This window comes from Mycobacterium sp., assembly GCF_035314665.1.
In the GTDB taxonomy this organism is placed as follows: domain Bacteria; phylum Actinomycetota; class Actinomycetes; order Mycobacteriales; family Mycobacteriaceae; genus Mycobacterium.
In genome coordinates this window covers 1-17426 of the sequence record NZ_DATFZD010000101.1, presented here as the reverse complement: position 1 = coordinate 17426, position 17426 = coordinate 1, and the positions used below count along the sequence as shown (strand labels likewise).

Annotated in this window: 15 protein-coding genes and 1 pseudogene; 5 read left to right on the top strand and 11 right to left on the bottom strand. The window is 64.6% G+C overall.

Translation table 11 applies throughout. From position 1 onward, the window contains the following. The 9 genes from VKI00_RS07765 to VKI00_RS07725 all read right to left on the bottom strand — a co-directional run. On the bottom strand, positions 1-421 hold a 421-nt coding region (locus tag VKI00_RS07765; protein WP_324436454.1), incomplete at its 3' end, for an acyl-CoA dehydrogenase family protein. Between the two features lie 33 nt (positions 422-454). After that, positions 455-1348 (bottom strand): poly(3-hydroxyalkanoate) depolymerase, encoded by an 894-nt coding sequence (gene phaZ, locus VKI00_RS07760; protein ID WP_324436453.1) that lies wholly within the window; start codon positions 1346-1348, stop codon positions 455-457. After that, positions 1345-2736: an aldehyde dehydrogenase family protein gene (locus VKI00_RS07755; protein WP_324436451.1), complete on the bottom strand. Its 1392-nt coding sequence runs from the start codon at positions 2734-2736 to the stop codon at positions 1345-1347. The genes phaZ and VKI00_RS07755 overlap by 4 nt, the downstream gene beginning before the upstream one ends. A 4-nt stretch (positions 2737-2740) precedes the next feature. Continuing rightward, on the bottom strand, positions 2741-4441 hold the full coding sequence (locus tag VKI00_RS07750) for a PHA/PHB synthase family protein (RefSeq protein ID WP_324436449.1): 1701 nt from the start codon (positions 4439-4441) through the stop codon (positions 2741-2743). Between the two features lie 2 nt (positions 4442-4443). Further along, positions 4444-5955 (bottom strand): long-chain fatty acid--CoA ligase, encoded by a 1512-nt coding sequence (locus tag VKI00_RS07745; RefSeq protein ID WP_324436447.1) that lies wholly within the window; start codon positions 5953-5955, stop codon positions 4444-4446. 188 nt (positions 5956-6143) lie between these two features. Then, on the bottom strand, positions 6144-6701 hold the full coding sequence (locus tag VKI00_RS07740; RefSeq protein ID WP_324436445.1) for a DUF308 domain-containing protein: 558 nt from the start codon (positions 6699-6701) through the stop codon (positions 6144-6146). A 79-nt stretch (positions 6702-6780) separates the two neighbouring features. After that, positions 6781-7359 (bottom strand): HdeD family acid-resistance protein, encoded by a 579-nt coding sequence (locus tag VKI00_RS07735; RefSeq protein ID WP_324436456.1) that lies wholly within the window; start codon positions 7357-7359, stop codon positions 6781-6783. Positions 7360-7385: 26 nt separating this feature from the next. After that, positions 7386-7832: an NAD(P)H-dependent oxidoreductase gene (locus tag VKI00_RS07730; protein WP_324436444.1), complete on the bottom strand. Its 447-nt coding sequence runs from the start codon at positions 7830-7832 to the stop codon at positions 7386-7388. A 63-nt stretch (positions 7833-7895) separates the two neighbouring features. Then, positions 7896-9599: a GAF domain-containing protein gene (locus VKI00_RS07725; protein ID WP_324436442.1), complete on the bottom strand. Its 1704-nt coding sequence runs from the start codon at positions 9597-9599 to the stop codon at positions 7896-7898. Positions 9600-9926: 327 nt separating this feature from the next. On the opposite strand from VKI00_RS07725, the gene VKI00_RS07720 reads away from it, so the two are divergent. Beyond that, positions 9927-11141 carry a helix-turn-helix domain-containing protein gene (locus VKI00_RS07720; RefSeq protein WP_324436440.1) on the top strand — a complete coding sequence of 405 codons (1215 nt, stop codon included), beginning with the start codon at positions 9927-9929 and terminating at the stop codon, positions 11139-11141. Positions 11142-11175: 34 nt separating this feature from the next. On the opposite strand, the gene VKI00_RS07715 is transcribed toward VKI00_RS07720, so the two are convergent. After that, positions 11176-11820 (bottom strand): HdeD family acid-resistance protein, encoded by a 645-nt coding sequence (locus VKI00_RS07715; protein WP_324436438.1) that lies wholly within the window; start codon positions 11818-11820, stop codon positions 11176-11178. Between the two features lie 242 nt (positions 11821-12062). Between VKI00_RS07715 and VKI00_RS07710 the strand changes: the two genes are divergently transcribed. Continuing rightward, complete coding sequence (locus VKI00_RS07710; protein ID WP_324436437.1) at positions 12063-12203, top strand: hypothetical protein; 141 nt, start codon at positions 12063-12065, stop codon at positions 12201-12203. A 52-nt stretch (positions 12204-12255) separates the two neighbouring features. On the opposite strand, the gene VKI00_RS07705 is transcribed toward VKI00_RS07710, so the two are convergent. Beyond that, positions 12256-13542 carry a PucR family transcriptional regulator gene (locus VKI00_RS07705; RefSeq protein ID WP_324436435.1) on the bottom strand — a complete coding sequence of 429 codons (1287 nt, stop codon included), beginning with the start codon at positions 13540-13542 and terminating at the stop codon, positions 12256-12258. A gap of 158 nt (positions 13543-13700) precedes the next feature. Between VKI00_RS07705 and VKI00_RS07700 the strand changes: the two genes are divergently transcribed. The 3 genes and pseudogenes from VKI00_RS07700 to VKI00_RS07690 form a co-directional block, all read left to right on the top strand. Then, positions 13701-15506, top strand: a complete 1806-nt coding sequence (locus VKI00_RS07700; protein WP_324436433.1) for a DUF3556 domain-containing protein — start codon at positions 13701-13703, stop codon at positions 15504-15506. Beyond that, complete coding sequence (locus tag VKI00_RS07695) at positions 15503-16924, top strand: NAD(P)/FAD-dependent oxidoreductase (protein WP_324436431.1); 1422 nt, start codon at positions 15503-15505, stop codon at positions 16922-16924. Before VKI00_RS07700 ends, VKI00_RS07695 begins: the two co-directional genes overlap by 4 nt. 169 nt (positions 16925-17093) lie before the next feature. Beyond that, positions 17094-17426: pseudogene (locus tag VKI00_RS07690) on the top strand (hypothetical protein); the annotation flags it as partial.

The window sequence follows — 17426 nt, the reverse complement described above, 5'->3', positions numbered from 1 at the left end:
GGATGTTGATCGATTGCATCGCCAACCCGAGGTGTACGGCGAAGAACGTGGCTATGCTCCCGTCGATGCGGGACAGCTCGTAGGTGACGAGGCCGGCGGCGACCGCGCTCATCGATGTGCACCCGTGGTCGCCCAGGTTGTGGTCGCCGACGATATTCAGCGCGGCAAGCTTCGGGATGAGGTCGAAGGGAAACTCGCCGCGTTCCCAATACTCATTGACGACCGGCAGGATCTCGGCCTCGCCGAAAGCCCGGACCTTGGCAAAAGTCTCTTTCTCCGGGTCGGTCAGCTGGTCGGCCATCAGGAAGTAGTCGGTCTCCCGGGCAAGGCCGATGTCCTCGACGAGCGCGGCGGTGGCCGGATCGGCGTCCTTGGCGCCTCGTGTCTCAAACGAGGTGAGCGGTTTTGGCGTCGTCGTCATGGTGTTCCCGTGTGGTGTCGATGTTGTTGTGGCTCATGGCCGCTCGCCAGTTTCATCCAGGAACGTCTCAATGACGGGCGCGAGTTCGGCCGCGTTGTGCACAAGATCGATGTGGCCGCCGCTATGTTTATGCAGTCGCGAATGGGGCAGCAACGCATTCATGATGTGTGCGTTGACTATCGGGATGATCGGATCATCGGTGCCGGCCACGATGAGCGTTTCCTGTCGCACCGCGGGCAGCGCGAACAGGCTGGTCCACACCGAACCCGCGAGGAGCTGGTGTAGGTAGCCCATCTTCGATCCGGCGTGCAACTGGTGAAGAAACAGTCGCGCCACATCCTCCCCGTGAGCGCGGACGGTGCCGCCGTATAGTTCACCGGCAATGGATGCGGCGTAGTCCGGATCCGAAAATCTGCGCGGGGTAGCCATTTTCGCCAGCACACGCGGATGAGCGGGCACCATCAGCGCACCGGTACCCGTCGCCACCAGAACCAGGCGGCGACACCGGCGCGGGTTCTGAAAGGCGAATTGCTGCGCAAGTGCACCACCCCAGGACAGCCCCAGCACATCGACCACGCCGATTCCCAGCTCGGAAAGTACCCGGCCCAGTACCCAGGCAAGGTACGGGAATCCGTACGGTGCAAGGGATGTGGGTGAGCCACCCGCTCCCGGAACATCGAATCGGACCACCGTGGTATCCGGATCCAGCTGCTCCACCAGTGGGTCCAGGACTTCTAGGCTCGCCCCGATGCCATTGCACAACACCAGCGGCACACCCGTTCCCCACCGGACGTTCACCCGGATCCGCTGCCCGCCGGTGGCGACGTAGCACTCTTCGCCAAACTCACTCACCGGTAGCGCACGAAGGCGTCGCCGATCGCGGGTCGATTGACGCTTGTCGGCAGCTTGTGACTTGTACGGGGTCATCCCAAAATCCTGCGCATGATCTTCAGTCCCTTGTCGGTGTACGGTGGGTAGAGGAGCTTCAGATCCGGCTTCGTCGTCTTGGCGAGGACCGCCTTCCGGTGACTCAGCGCCTGAAATCCCCACTCACCGTGGTAGGCGCCCATTCCGCTGTGCCCCACGCCACCGAATGGCAGCTGCGGCACCAACAGATGCATCGCCACGTGGTTGAGCACCGCGCCGCCGGCCGGAACCGAATCGATGACCCTGCGGCCGGTGGCCTTCGAGCCGGAGAACACATACAGGGCGAGCGGCTTTGGCCGTCCGTTGGCGAAGCTGATCGCCTGATCCACCGAATCCACTTCGATCACCGGAAGGATCGGGCCGAAGATCTCGTCGGTCATCGCGGGCTCGTCTGGATCAGGGTCGACGATGACTGTCGGCTCGATCGTCAGTGAATCCCGGTCGCTGTGGCCGCCGAGGGCGATCTCGCCCTTTGTGGCCTCGAGATAGCCGACGAGCCGGTCGAATTGGCGCTCGTTGACGATCCGCATGCCCTTATCATTTCCGGTGCGGAAAGCAGTCACGTTATCGACGATCAGCCGGACGAGTTCTGGCTTGATGGACTTCTCGGCAAGTACATAATCCGGTGCGACACAAGTCTGCCCGGAGTTCAGCAGCCGTCCCCACGCGATCCGCCGTGCCGTCACATCGAGATCGGCATCGGCGGCGACGATGACGGGGCTCTTGCCGCCGAGCTCCAAGGTGACCGGGGTAAGCGTCGCCGCCGCACCGGCCATAATCTTGCTGCCGATCGCGGTGCCACCGGTGAACACGGCGTGGTCGAAGCCCAACGAGAGCAGCTGCTGGGTGGTGTCGGCAGCGCCCTCGACGACGGCGATCGCATCCGAGTCGAGGTACTGGGGGATCAGCCGGGCAAGAAGCGCCGAGGTAGCGGGGGCCAGCTCCGACGGCTTGAGCACCGCACAGTTGCCGGCCGCGACGGCGGCCACTAGAGGGCCGAGCGAGAGGTAGACCGGATAGTTCCATGGCGCGATGATGAGGACCACGCCCAGCGGTTCGTATTGCACCCAAGCCGAGCCGGGGAGCTGGCTCAACGGCACCCGCTGTTTATTTCGCTTCATCCACCTGCGCAAGTGCTTTCGCGCGAACTCCGCCTCGCCCCTCGAGGACACGATATCGCCCAGCCAAGCTTCCGCTCGTTCGCGACCGAGATCTTGGGCCAGGGCTGTTGCGATCTGATCCTCGTTCTCGTCGAGCAGCCGCTCGATTCCTCGAAGTTGGCGCAGTCGCCAGTCGACCGCCCGGGTGCGTCCGCTTGCGAACACGCCACGGATGGTGGCGAATTGGTCGGCGAGCTCGGGCGGTGCGGTAATAGTAGGTCCGGTCATTTCGTCACTTTTCCATCACATAGCTGCCCGGGGCCGGACCCAGTGGCGGAAGTCCCTCCCCGCCAAGCGCTTTCGGAGCGTCGACCTCTGAGCCGCTGCGCTCAGCGAGCCAGCTGACGTAGTCGGGCCACCAGGAGTCAGCGTGCTTCTCAGCAGACTCGAGCCACTGCTGGGGATCCTCGGCGTCGACTGGGCCGGTGCGGAACGACGCCTTCGGGTTGCCCGGCGGGTTGACCAACGCCGCGATGTGACCGCTGGTGGACAGCACGAAGCGGTTGTCCTTGCTGCCGAGTAGGCGAGCGCTGCGATAGGTGGCCTGCCACGGGCAGATGTGGTCGGCGACGCCGCCGACGATGTAGGCGTCGGAAGTGATCTTCGACAGGTCGACCGGGCTGCCCAGCATGCTGACCCCGCCGGGGGTCACCAGCGCGTTCCGCAGCCCCATCAGCACCAGGTCGCGGTGCAGCGCGGCGGCCATCCGAGTGGTGTCGGCGTTCCAGAACAACACGTCGAACGGTGCCGGTGCGCGGCCCTGCACATAGTTGTTCACCACGTACCGCCACACCAGGTCGGTGGGCCGAAGCCAGGCGAACATCTCCGCCATGTCGCGACCGTCGAGGAAACCCTTCCTGGCCGACACTCGTATCGCCGCCTGCGCCGCGCGATCGCTCATCGCGGCCGCCGCGAACCCGGCCCTGGTCTCATCCAGCACGGTGACCGCCAGGTTGAGGCCCGCGACCCGGTCGCCCTCGCCGATATCTGCGAGGTGGGCCGCCGTCATCGCCGCCAGGATGCCGCCCGAACAGGTGGCCAGCAGGTGGGTGCTATCGGTCCCGGTGATTTTCTCCGCAGCGTCCATTGCCTCCACGATCGCCGCGCCGTAGGCGTCGAAGCCCCAATCCCGGTGGCGGGCTTGTGGGTTGCGCCAAGAGATGACGAAAACCTGCTGGCCCTGCTGGACGAAGTACTCGATCATGCTGCGGCCGGGCGCGATGTCCATGATGTAGTACTTGTTGATCACCGGCGGCACCATGAGCAGTGGGATCTCGCGCACCTTGGGGGTCTGCGGGGCGTATTGGATCAGTTCGAACACCGAGGTTTGAAACACCACCGCCCCCTTGGTGACGGCCAGATTCTCCCCCACCGCAAAGGCGTCCGGCTCGACCATCGCCGGCACGCGCGGCTTCGAAAGCATGTCTCGGGCAAAGGCTCTCGCGCCTCGCACCGCGCTCAGGCCGCCGGTGTCGATGAGCGCCTTCCAGCCCAGCGGACTGATCAGCGGGTTGTTGCTGGGCGCCAGGCCCTCCACAAAGTTGTCGATGACGAACTGCATCTTCTCTTTGTCGCGCCAATCCAGATTCGCGTCGGCAAGCAATTCCTCAGCGGTTTCCGAACCCGCCAGATAGGCCTGCATGATCCTGTGCAGCAGCGGATTCTGTTGCCACGCGGGGTCGGCGAAGCGTTTGTCGGCGCGTGCCGGAGCGCGGTGCGACCTGCCCACGGCGATACTGCCGAGCTCACGGGTCAGCGCGCCAACCCGGTCGGCCACCGCACCGGGGTGCTGAGCGAGGTTGCCAGCGAAGCGGGCCCAGGTGGCGTTCGGCATCATTCGACTGGCGAACGGCTTGGTGGCGCTGGTGAGGAGCAGGTCGAGCGGCGCGGCCAGCTCATCGACTCTGGCCGCGGGGTCCTTGGAGGTTGCCATATCTATCGCGTGCTTTCAGTTGTCGGAATGGTGATGTCGCGTTTCAGGATCTTGCCGGTGGGTCCCTTCGGCAGGGCGTCAACCAGCCACACCTGGCGCGGGTACTTGTAGGCGGCCACCCGTTCCTTGACGTAGTCGCGTAGCTCCGCGGGCTCCACGTGCTCCCCCGCCTTCAACGCGACCGCAGCGCCGACTTCCTCACCCAACGAGTCGTGCGGGATGCCGACGACCGCGGCTTCGGCGACGGCGGGGTGCTCGTAGAGCACTTCCTCGATCTCGCGAGGATAGACGTTGTAGCCGCCGCGGATGATCAGATCCTTGGTCCGGTCGACGATGTAGAAGTAGCCGTCCTCATCGACGCGCCCGACGTCGCCGGTGGCCAGCCAACCGTCCGGCGTGATCGTGGCCTTGGTCGCCTCGGGCAGGTTCCAGTAGCCCTTCATCACGTTGTGGCCGTGGATCTGGATTTCGCCGGTATGCCCTTGCGGGACCTCAGCGCCGTCCAGGTCGACGACCCGCATCTGCACACCCTCGATCGGGGTACCGATCGAGCCCACCTTACGCGGCCGGTGTGGATGGTTGAACGCCGCCACCGGGGAACTCTCCGACAGCCCGTAGCCCTCGAGAACCTCGCAGCCAAAGGCTTTTTCGAAGTCGGCGAGAACCTGCACCGGCATCGCCGCACCGCCGGAGACGCAGACCCGCAACGTGCGCGCGGCCTCGGCTGCGGCCTCGTCCGCCACGCTCAGTAGCGCCGAATACATCGTCGGCACACCTTCGAACACCGTGACGGCGTCCCGCTCGATCACCTCAAGCGCCTTGCGCGGGTCGAATCGGGGGATCAGTGTCAACGTTGCGCCGGCCAGCACCGCCCCGTTGAGCCCACAGGTCAGGCCGAACACGTGAAACAGCGGCAGGCAGCCCATCACCACGTCGTCTGGCCCGGTCTCGACCAGGGTGCGGCAGCTGACCTCCGCGTTGCGGCCCAGGTTGCCGTGCGTCAGCATGGCCCCTTTGGGCTTTCCGGTGGTTCCGGAGGTGTGCAGGATGACCGCGACGTCGTCGTGACCTCGCTCCACCGGGACCTGTTGCTCGGGCAGGTCCGCGATCAGCTCCATCAGCCCGGCGTCGTCGACAACCCAGCACTGGGCGCCCGCCTCGTCGGCACCGGCGCTGGCCTCGTCGGCGAAGGCGGGTGTCGCGAACATGGCCTTGGCGCCGCTGTTGGACAGGTAGAAGTTCACCTCACGCGCCTTGAGCAGCGGGTTCATCGGGACCGCGACGGCGCCACGATACATGATCCCGTAATACGCGATGGCGAATGCGGGCGTGTTGGGCAACATCACGCCCACCCGGTCGCCCGGCTCGACTCCGGCCTGCTCAAGCAGCGTCGCCACCCGGGACGCTGCAGCGTGGAACTCGGCGAAGGTGAATTGCAGGTCGTCGCAGCGCAGCGCAACGCGGTTGGGGTCGCGCTCTTTGGATGCGACGAGATTGGCGCTCAGAGCGGTCATGAGATGCCTCCGGGATCGACTTGAGGTGCCTGGCTTTTTAGGCTCATCGTGCCCGGTTTTCAATCGTGCGTCAGCCGACTTCGCACAAGCAATGTCGGTGCGAACAACAACCAGGCCAGTAGGCTGTGACGGCCCACATCCGTCGCCGACCAGTCGCCGAACGGCGGTTCTGCTGGTCATGCCCCCGGCTATGCGCTCCGCGTGGCGACGTGTTGGCCAATCTTGCGGACCAGGAAGGCCGACCTGATGTCTCCAATCCCGTGGACCACCGTCCCGGCGGCGACCGAGATCAACAATGTGGTGATCGAAGCGTGCAGCGAAGTCGCGATCCACAGCCCGATCGCCACCTCGGCGAGGCCAGCGATCAACGGCGCCCTCCACCCGCGTTCTCGCCTGGCTGCGATCGCGGTCACGACCCCAAGGATTCCCCAAACCATGAACAGGACGCTCATCACGGCGGCCAGCCCAACGACGGTGGCTTTAACAGCGAGGAATGCAACGACGCCGGCAACGACGAGCACCACCGCAACCAACCAGCGAGCCACCCGCCAGCCCCGTGACGACAGGGCCCCCACCATCACTTCGGCGGCCGCTGCCAACAGGAATACAGCACCGAAGAGCTTGGCGATGGCCTCGACAGTGGTGTAGGTGAAGCGCAGCATTACGACCGCGATCATGATCCACGCGGCGCCGGCGATCAGAAGCAGCCACCAATACCGGGTCTTCGACACAAAGCTGTCGGTCAAATGACTAGCGAGATGGTGTTTTTGCCTTGAGGGAGTCGTCCCGGCCGGACGAGTCTGATCCGTCACTGCTGCAACGCATTCAGGCGAAAGCCGGCCGGTCGGCGGTGCCAGTGATGCTCTGCACCTTCTTCACATCGCTGCGCATGCCGAATGCGGAGATTACCTCCGTCACGCCGAGGATGATCAGCCAGATTCCGACCACAAGCGCCAACGTCACGATCGAGTCGAACGGATAGGCCAGCACCACGACACCGGCGAGCACGCTGATGATCCCGAAAAAGATAGACCACCCTCGGCCGGGAAACCGCGGATAGCTGATCGCCAATGCTACGGCGGACACACCGCGGAAAATAAATCCGACCGCAATCCAGATGGCCAGTAGCAGGATCGCATACCCCTCACCGAAGTGCCGGAACGCCAAGATCCCAAGGATCACCGACAACGCGCCGCTGATGAAGTACAAGAACCTGCTGGCGCCCGAAGCTGCGGGCAGCGCAAACGCGAGAATCACCATCGCGACGCCGGACGTCACCAGGTATGCACCAAACAACGCGGCAGCCACCACGATCGAAGGTCCCGGCCACACCAGCATAGCCACGCCGAGAATCGCGGCCAAAGCGCCGAACAGGGTCGCGGAAATCCAGATACGGTGCATCACATCTGAAACGGGACTTGCAGTATCACTCATGGCAGCTCCTTGACGAAGGTGGTTCGCGGCGGTCTCGCCAACAATTCATTGTTGCTCCGCGGTAGCCCGGCGCAATTGTTACGCGGGACAACGTCGGTGCCGCGATGGTGTCGCGGCGCACAATTCGTATCTCGCGCGAAATCGGGAGCGACCTCGTCAACGGTGCTCACCTCGCCGGCAAGCTTTGCGACCGCTTCCCGCAAGCTGCCCACCGTGATCGGCTCGATGATACAAGATTCCGAGATCTCGCGGCGCTGCCCTGATTGGCGATGAGACCAAACACCGCGGTAGCAGTCCGCCGAGTAGGCCATCGCGGCATGCGGCTTCTCGTGCAGCTCACTGCCATTCCAACGCATCGTCAGCCAGTCGATGGCGTTGTGCACGATCGCGGGTACAGGCGCGTAGTCGTGCGAGCAGCACCGCGTCTGCCGCAACGACGGCATTCCGCAATGCCCCGCGCGAGGTCGTCGCGAGCTATCTGCTGTAGTCCGAGGCGGACCGGTGAGCTATTCAGCGCCCTCCAGTTTCGTTAGCTCGTCGTCGAACCATGCACTCACATAGCGGGTCTTGCTACCGACCGCTTCCCTGCGCAGTTCTAAGCGATCGACGAGCTGTTGAGCGACATGACCGTAATGATCCGCTAAATTCGCTACGCCACAACTACATCCAACGTCCGCGATGTTGCTTTGGTCATCGATGTGGTGGTGCTCGAGGATCGCTCGGATATGCTCCACGAGGTCAGTCATATTAGTTCCCCGGTATGGTTGGACGAAGGCGGTCAAGCTCGCTGCGTGACGGCGTTGGCTCGTGCGTATATGGCAGTCAGCGTTGCGGACTCGGCTTCGTCGATCGCGTTCAGCGCGAAATCGATCGCGTCGTAGGCGTAATCCTCCGCGAGGTCGGCATTTAGCGTCGCCTGCCGAGCGTCGAATGTGTCTCCGGCGCGTTAGTCCGGTCCGTTTCTCAATCCGGCGCAAGCGGTAGCGCACGGTGTTGGGATGACAACACAGTCGTTCAGCGGCGGCGCCCACCGAGGCCTCAGTTTCCTGCCACACCCGAAACGTTTCGAACAGAATCTCGCGCTCCTCGTCGGGAAGGTCGCTAAAACAAGCCAAGGTGATGCCGGCCGATTTGACCATCACCTCCGGGGCGGCGAGCGCGGCGGTAGCCAGGATCGTTCCGTCGAATACCGCGACTGTGGAGGCGTTGGGCCGTCCCCGCAGTGTCACTTTGGCAAAGTGCAGAGCCTGCGGCGCCTCGCGCAGATCGTTGAATTGCGCGCTTACCCCGAGGCGGCCGACCGCCGTCCGAGACACCAAAGCGACAACCCTGTCGAGTTGCTGCTCGGACGCAAGGTGCACGATCCCGACCTGCCAATCGGGCAGCGGCCGCCATGCCGAATACACGTCCAGGCTGCGCAGCTTCGGCTCGATGAGCGGCAGCGGCTCGCTGTCCCCGGGCGTTACCTCGGCGGCAATGATCACAAACGGACCATCCTTTGGCAACCGAAGATAGCCGGCGATCTCAGACAAGCTGCAGTCGTCGACGACTCGGCCCTCAAGCAGCGAGTCGATCAACAACGGGCGCCGCGAGGTGTCATCGAACATCTGCCGTTTCTGCTCGTCGCGGTATCCGGCCACCACCGCGATGCCGATCAGTTCGGCGAAGGCACTGATGCGCGCCTCGGTGTCGGCCGGCATGGGCCCGGGTTCAGCCGAACTCACGGTCGCCAAACCCCACACACGTCCATCGACGATGACCGGCACGCCCACCGCAGCCCGGACGCCCACCGCACGCATGAATTCGGCGACTCGCCCCGCGGTGTTCTCATAGCTATCCACCCGTGCCGGCCTACCGGTGCGTTGCACCATCGCCGCCAGGGTGCTGCCGTCGATCGTCATTCGAAACCCCGCGGGCCGCCTCATCACCTGCGCTGCAGGATGGTGAGCCGCGGCCAGAAGCGTGATTTCGTCGCTCGCCTCATAGCGCCACAACCCGGCCCCCTCCGTGACCAAGCATCGACGCATTTCGTTGACGACCGCGTCGAAAACCTCCGACGGTTCGGCGCCGCGGGCCACCAGCGTAGCCAGTCGGCGCAAGGCCGCCTGCTCTGCGGCGAGCCGGCGATACTCCGCGTATAGCCGGGCGTTGTCAGGTGACAAATCAAGTTGTCCGGCCGCAATCTCGCCGCTGGTTAGAAGTTCGTCCATGGCTTGTCCCTAGGGATTACCGATATTGGTGTCAGCCCCAGCGAACGAGCCAAGCCGTAGTCATAGGACAGTCTGGTCAGCTGCCAAAGCTCGCCCCTTCATTTGTCGTACATCGCCAAACACGATGCGCCGACGAGGCGCTAGCACCACCATCGCAGGGAACCGTGCTGCCGTCCTTGTGAGCGGTTACACGATCGAACGCCGACAGCTGTGTCTGATCACAAGGTTGCAGCAACCGAGGCTGACGGCGGTCCACAGTTAACGGGTCTGGCCGGTCGGATGTGACCGCGCACATCCGCCAGTTGCCGGGGCATAAGGTTTCGGGGTATGAGCGCTGGAACACACCCCGTCGGGGTCCGGCGTGGCGCTGAACCTGATCCCCACGTCGTGAAGCTCAGCAAGCTCCTGCTGGGCCGTGCCCCAGAACTGGGCGAGGCGCTGGCCGATCGGCTGTTCCGGGAGGTCGACGCGTACCGCGACGGGAGCGTCGTCACAAGAGACGAGGTACGCAAAAGTTGTGAGGCAAACCTGACGTTTGTCTTCGACTCACTTGCCGGGCACGCGGACGTCGACGTCTCGCCTGCCGAGTACACCGGAACCGCACGCGCGCTCGCCGGCGCGCCGCTGCCGGCGGTGATGACGGCTTACCGGATCGGGTTCCGCTTCATGTGGGAAGAGACCCTCGCCACCGCGCGGGCCGCGGGAATACCCACCGAATCGATTCTGGACGCCACCGCACGCGTCTTCGTTGCGCAAGACACCTTCACTCAGGCGATGGCCAGCGCCTATCGGGAGCAGCTGACCGCGCAGATCCTGGAGCAGGAGGAAGAACGCTCGGCGTTGGTCGAAGCGCTGCTGTCTAGGCGGATCACCGACACCCAAAGCCTCTGGGAGGCGGCCGACCTGCTCCGGCTGCCCACCACCGGACCGTACGTCGTCGTCGCAGCCGAGTTGCCGGCCATTGGGAAATTGGGCTTGCCCGCGATCGAAAATAAGCTCGATACCCGCGATATCCGGTCGGCGTGGCGGCTGCTGTCGGACTTACATATCGGTATCGTCCACGTGCGGATAAGCGACACAGTCAGCACTTTGATTTCAGTGCTCCGCCAGGCCGCGACCGTCCGGGTCGGCATCAGCCCGCCGTTCCACGACCTGGCCGAAACCAGCGACGCACTGCGATTCGCTCGGCTGGCGGTGACCGCGAAGCCGTCGGCCGACTCGCTGGTCACGGTTTTCGACGACACCCCTCTTGCCATCGCGGCGGTCAGCGCCCCAGAGGTCATGGCGAAAATCAGGTCGTCGGTGCTACGGCGACTCAACGAACTGCCGCCCGCGGAACGCACGATCCTGCTCGACACGTTCCAAGCGTGGTTCGAGGCGGGGGGCTCCGCCAACGACACCGCTGAGAAGATCTTTTGCCATCCCAACACCGTGCGGCACCGCCTTCGGCGTATCGAGGAGTTGACCAGCCGGTCACTTTCGCGGCCTAAGGATATTGCCGAACTATGCCTGGCCTTCGAGATCGAGCAGCGCTTGCCCTGAGCGACACGCCCGTGGGTCTGCAGGCCTAGGTCGATTAGCCGGGGGTCAATGCCTTCAGCCGGTGGCGAACCTGGAATGCGCTGATGATATCCACGATGCCGATAACGATCAGCCAGATACCGGCAATCAGGGTCAGGATCTCGATCGAATCGAGCGGGTAGATGATCAGCACCCCGCCGCCGATGACGATGATCACACCGGAGAGCACCTGCCAGCCGCGTGCGGGCAGGTGGTCAAAGGATAGCGCCGCGGCGAGCAGGGTCACCCCGCGGAACACCCAGCTGATGCCGATCCACAAGGCCAAAAGCAGGATCGACTCGAGTCTGTCGCGGAAGCAGAAAAACCCCAGCACTAGGGACACTGCGCCGGTCAGGAAGGACAGCACTCTCATTGCGGCGCCGGCGTGAGTGCCGAAAGCGGCGAACATATAGCCAACCCCGGACACCACCAAGTAAATGCCGAACAGGATGCCCGCCACCACGAGTGACTTACCCGGGTAGTAAAGCACGATGACACCGAGTGCCACGCCCAGGAGGCCGATCAGGAGCAACAACTGCCACGTGTTACGAGCGAGCTGGTGCAGTGGACCTTCGAATACGGTCTTTTCGCTGGTTGTCATGCAAAAACGATAGTCCGCGGCCGGCGCGAAGAGATTGTTTTTGGCGACAGAATTAAGCACCTCGCCAAGGGGTCACGAAATGCCGGACCGAGGCCACGGTTGTAAATGGCTGGTCCGCGGCCGCTTTGTCTCCGGAAGACAACAATCCGCCGCAACTTGGTCGTTTGGCGACGTCGCCGCCCCACGCTGGCGCCGCTAAGTTTCTCCTTACGAACGCACCACAGCGATCCAGGACCACCAAGCTAATCCCGAATTAGCAAGTGCCACAACTCAATCCCAACCAAAGAAAAGAAGGTCAAGCCATGTTGTTGCCCGCCATCATCTTCCTGATGATCCTGTTCCCCGTCCTGCTGCCCGCCGGCATCACCGCCGTCGACGCCATCACCCGGGCCTACCGACGCAACCTGGCGCCCCGCCCGTTCGCCATCCCAGCCGCCGCCTAACATCTGGCATCCCCCAGTCGGGGCCACACCTACGGGTGTGGCCCCGACTGGTTTATGGGGCACCCGGCTGCAGAACCGCCGCGCCGTACCAGTGACAGGCCAGCAACGCGAGTTCGACGTCGAGCCGGTCGCTGCCGATGTCACGACCGCGCCGGGCGATTGCCCGGCCCACCCGATATTTCACCGAGTTGAAGTGCAAGTTGAGCTCCTCGGCGGCGACCTTATAGCTGGAACCGAAAGCCAGAAAAACCCGCAACGTATCGCGCAGCCGCGCGTCGTTCTCGTTGTCGGCGGCGAGGTCGCCGAGTACCGCGGCCACCCACTCGCGGGTGCCGGCCACGTCCCCACCGAGGCGTGCCATGATGGCCAGGCCCGGGTCGGTCGCCGCGATCACCGTCGGCTCCGGCCGCTTGGCGATCAGGGCGACGCTGCGGGCAGTCTTAGCGTCCCGGTGCGACTGACGAAAACCCTCGACACCGCTGGCCATGGTCCCGATTGCCACACTTGGCGAATCCGGTCGTGCGAGCGTGAACTTGCGAACGTTCGCCGCGGCTTCAGCGACCGCGGCACGATACGGCAGCCAACCCCATCCGCAGCTTCGGTCGGCGGCGGCGAAGAGCGGGCTGGAGGCCGCGCCCGCGGATTCGCCCACTTCGCGGAGATAGCGTTGCAGCCGGGCGAGTTGGTCGCCTTCAGCGCCCTCGTCCGGGTACCAGATGACCAGGCCCAGGTGGTGCCATCGCAACGGATAGCGGATCGAGGTGGTCGCCGCATCGGCGTCTATTGGCTTGTTTGCCGTCAAGACTTCCCGCACCCGCAGGGCGCGCAGACTGTTCTGGTTCTCCAGCCAGCGTTCGCGTTCGTCTTCATAGACGGCGACGACCTGCTGCGACATCCAGTCGATGTACTCGAACAACGTGCCGGTGATCGCCTCGAGCACGGCCACCCGCACCGAATCCGGGATATCGATCTCGCGCAGTTCGGCGAAAAACACCTCATTCATCTGGCGTTGACCGAGCCGATAGGCACGCACCAGCGCGTTGACGGGAACCCCGTGCTGCGCCAACCGGCGGGCGTACTCCAGCGCCGCCGTCGGCGCCTCAACACGCTCGACCACGATGTCAAGGCGCAACGCGTGCAAGACCGTGTGGACATTCGCCTCGACACTGGTGCCGAGCAACTCCATCAGCGCCGCGTCCCCGCGCAGCTCGGGGATCTGATCCTCGAGGAACTGACCAAGCGCCGATGACAGCTCGGCCAACCGTTCATGCAACCGGACGGCGACCCCGGCGACATAACTGCTCACCTCAACGTCGCTGTCGAGACGCGGTTTCGTCATTACTAAGACGGTAGACCCCGCGGTTGTCTTTCGGAGACGGTTGTCTTTCAGCGATAAGTCCGGCCTGCGGCTTTGTCGATTTGCCACTGTGTTGCGGCGCGCACAACTCCTACCGTTGTAACCACGGTCAAATCGCAATACCAGAAGGAGCCAGGACAATGGGGTTCACCAAGCCGTATCTACCGGATGTTGATCCGGACACCTTTCTGAAGAAGCCGCTGATGGAGCGGATGCGGATTCTCGCCGTCGAATGGGCGGAGAACGGCTTAGGCGCACCGCGGATGGTGCACACGATCTACATCGTGAAACTGGTCGTGTTCTTCGTGCTCGGGGGCATCACGGTAGCGACCGCGACCTCGGGCCTGCCCGCTTTCTGGCATGTCGCCGAATGGTGGAACCAACCGATCGTCTACCAGAAGGTCATCCTGTGGACCGTGCTACTGGAATGCATCGGCGTCGCCGGATCGTGGGGGCCGCTGGCCGGCAAGTTCAAGCCGTTCACCGGTGGCATCCTGTTCTGGGCCCGAACCGGAACGATCCGGCTGCGGCCGTGGAAGTGGGTGCCGTTCACCGGCGGTGACCGGCGCACTTGGTTTGACATCGGGGTGTACCTGGCATTGCTGGTGAGCCTGGCAGCGGCCCTGCTGTCACCGGGCGTGCACAGCGATTCGCTCTCAAAGGCACTGCCGCACAACACATCCGGACTCGTCAACCCCGCCCTGCTGGTCGCCCCGATCGCGCTGCTGATGCTGATCGGCCTGCGGGACAAGACCATCTTCCTGGCCGCCCGCGGCGAGCAGTACCTGCCGGTCCTGGTCATCTTCACCGTGCTGCCGTTCGTGAACATGATCATCGCTTTGAAGATGGTGATCGTGCTGGTGTGGGTCGGCGCCGGCTTCTCGAAGTTCGGTAAGCACTTCTCCAACGTCATTCCGCCGATGGTCAGCAACACGATCTTCGCGCCCAAATGGGTGCGGCGGGCCCACTACCGCGACTTCCCGCGCAACCTGCTGCCGTCACGGCTGGCCGACTTCATGGCACACGTCAACGGCACCACGGTCGAGATTGCGGCCCCGCTGGTCCTGTTCTTCTCCACCAACAAGTGGGTGACGCTGGTTGCGGCGCTGTTGATGGTCGGGTTCCACCTGTTCATCATCTCGACCTTCCCGCTGGCGGTGCCGCTGGAGTGGAACGTGGTCTTCGCCTACACCACGATCTTTCTGTTCCTCGGCTTCCCGAATTGGAACGGATACGCCCCGTGGAACATGACTCCGCCGTGGCTGGCGCTCGTCATCGCGGCCGCGCTGCTGTTCTTCCCCGTGCTGGGCAACCTGCGACCCGACAAGGTTTCCTTCCTGCCCTCGCTACGGCAGTACGCGGGCAACTGGGCCTCTGCGGTGTGGGCGTTCGCGCCGGGCGCCGAGGCGAAGCTGGACCGGGTCACCCGCCCGACACGGAACCAGGTCGACCAGTTGATCGCGTTCGGCTACGAGCCGCAGTGGGCGGAGATCACCTCGCAGCGGACCATCGCGTGGCGCACCATGCACAGCCAAGGCCGCGGCCTGTTCTCGCTGTTGCTGAGTCATCTGCCCGACATCGATACCCGCACCGTGCGAGAGGGCGAGTTCATCTGCAACTCCCTGATCGGGTTCAACTTCGGCGACGGCCACATGCACGATGCAGACATGATCCGAGCCGTGCAGCGCGAAGTCGGCTTCGAGCCGGGTGAGTGCGTCATCGCCTGGGTGGAGTCGGAGGCATTCGGCAGCGGCGTTCAGCACTATCAGCTGATCGACGCCGCCATGGGTGTCATCGAACGCGGTACCTGGAAGGTGGCCGATGCTGTCAAAGAACAGCCCTGGCTGCCGAACGGCCCCATCCCGACCGAGGTGAGCTGGTCGATGCCCGGCACCGAGCCGGCTTCCCGCGAAGATCAGGACCACGGGCACGGAGCGCTGGCATGAGCACCGCGCTGGTGGTGGGGGGCGGCCCCAATGGGCTCGCCGCCGCCATAGCCCTTGCTGCCGAGGGCGTTTCGGTCACCGTGCTCGAGGCCGCCGACGAGGTCGGCGGTGGTGCCCGCAGCAGCGAGGCGATCATCCCCGGCCTGCTGCACGACCACTGCTCCGCGATCCATCCGATGGCCGTCGGCTCGCAGTTCTTCAGCCGCTTCGACCTGCAGCGGTACGGACTGTCGTGGCGCTGGCCGGAGATCGATTGTGTGCACCCGCTCGACGGCGGCAGCGCAGGCGTCCTGCACCGCTCGGTGGAACAGACCGCCGCCGGTCTTGGTCGCGACGGATCGCGGTGGCGGCTGGCCTTCGGCTACCCCGCCGCTCGGTTCGACGCGCTGAGCGACGACATCATGCGGCCCCTGCTGCGGTTCCCGCATCATCCGCTGATGCTCGCCCGGTTCGGTGCACCAACCGTGCTTCCCGCGTCGACGTTCGCCCGCCTGTTCCGCACCGACGAGGGGCGGGCATTGTTCGGAGGTGTTGCGGCGCATGCCTTCCGGCCGCTGCACTACCCGATGACCTCCGCGATCGGGATGGGCATCATCGCCGCTGGCCACCGGCACGGCTGGCCGGTCGCCGAAGGCGGATCGCAGTCGATCACCAATGCGATGGTGGCGCTGCTGGGCGAGCTAGGCGGCAAGATCGAGACCGGTGTCCAGGTTCAGACGATGTCGCAGTTACCGCCCGCGGACATCACGATGTTCGACCTGGCGCCAAGTGCCGTCGCCGGTATCCTCGGGGACCGTCTGCCGCGCCGAGTTTCTCGCGCCTTCACCAAGTTCCGGCGCGGTCCCGGTGCCTTCAAAGTCGACTTCGCCGTCGAGGGCGGCGTGCCGTGGACCAACCCGGACGCGCACCGGGCCGGCACGGTGCATGTGGCCGGTACCTATCGCGAGCTGGCCGCGACCGAGCGGGACATCCACGCGGGCCGGATGCCGGAGCGCCCGTTCGTGTTGGTCGGCCAGCAGTACCTGGCCGATCCGCAACGCTCGGTGGGCAATGTTCACCCGGTGTGGACGTATGCGCATGTGCCCAACGGATTTTCGGGCGACGCGACCGCGGCGATCGTTGACCAGATCGAGCGGTTCGCGCCGGGCTTCCGGGAGCGGATCGTCGGAGATGCCGTTCGGACCACCGCACAGTTCGCCGCTTACAACCCCAACTACGTCGGCGGCGACATCATGACCGGCGCCAAGGACATCCGCCAACTGACCTTCGGGCCGCGAACCACGCTGTCGCCGTACACCATTGGAGTGCCCGGCATGTACATCTGCTCGGCGGCCACCCCACCCGGACCCGGGGCGCACGGCATGTGCGGCGCCAACGCAGCCACACTCGCGCTCCGCCACCTGGCTCGGCGCGCGTAGAGCGTACGAGGCCGACGTTGGGGCGCTCCACGCTTCCACGCGGCCATGGGCAGGTGCACACTGGTGCCATGACCGTATGTGAGCTCACCGCCGTCGCGCTGATCACAGCGCCCCTGCCCCCGCCGCGGTGCCTGCGCCGGGCCCGGGCGTCGACGCCAGCGCGGCTGGCGTGACCGTGCCCGCCGGCGGGCCTGAGCCCGAGCCGCGCCGCCTGCTGAACGGCATCTCGGACGTACGCGCCTTCTTTCACACCAACGCCGTGCCGCTGTACTTCATCTCGCCGACCCCGTTCAACCTGCTAGGCATCGACCGCTGGATACGAAACTTCTTCTACCTGACGTACTTTGACTCTTTTGAGGGTGCACATTCGCGCGTGTTCGTGCCCCGGCGGCGCGACCGCATTGATTTCGGGTCCATGGGGGATGTGTGCAATTACCTCCTGCGTGATTCCGAGACCCTCGAGTTCATCGCGCGACGGGGGCCCGGTGGCAAGGCCTGCTTT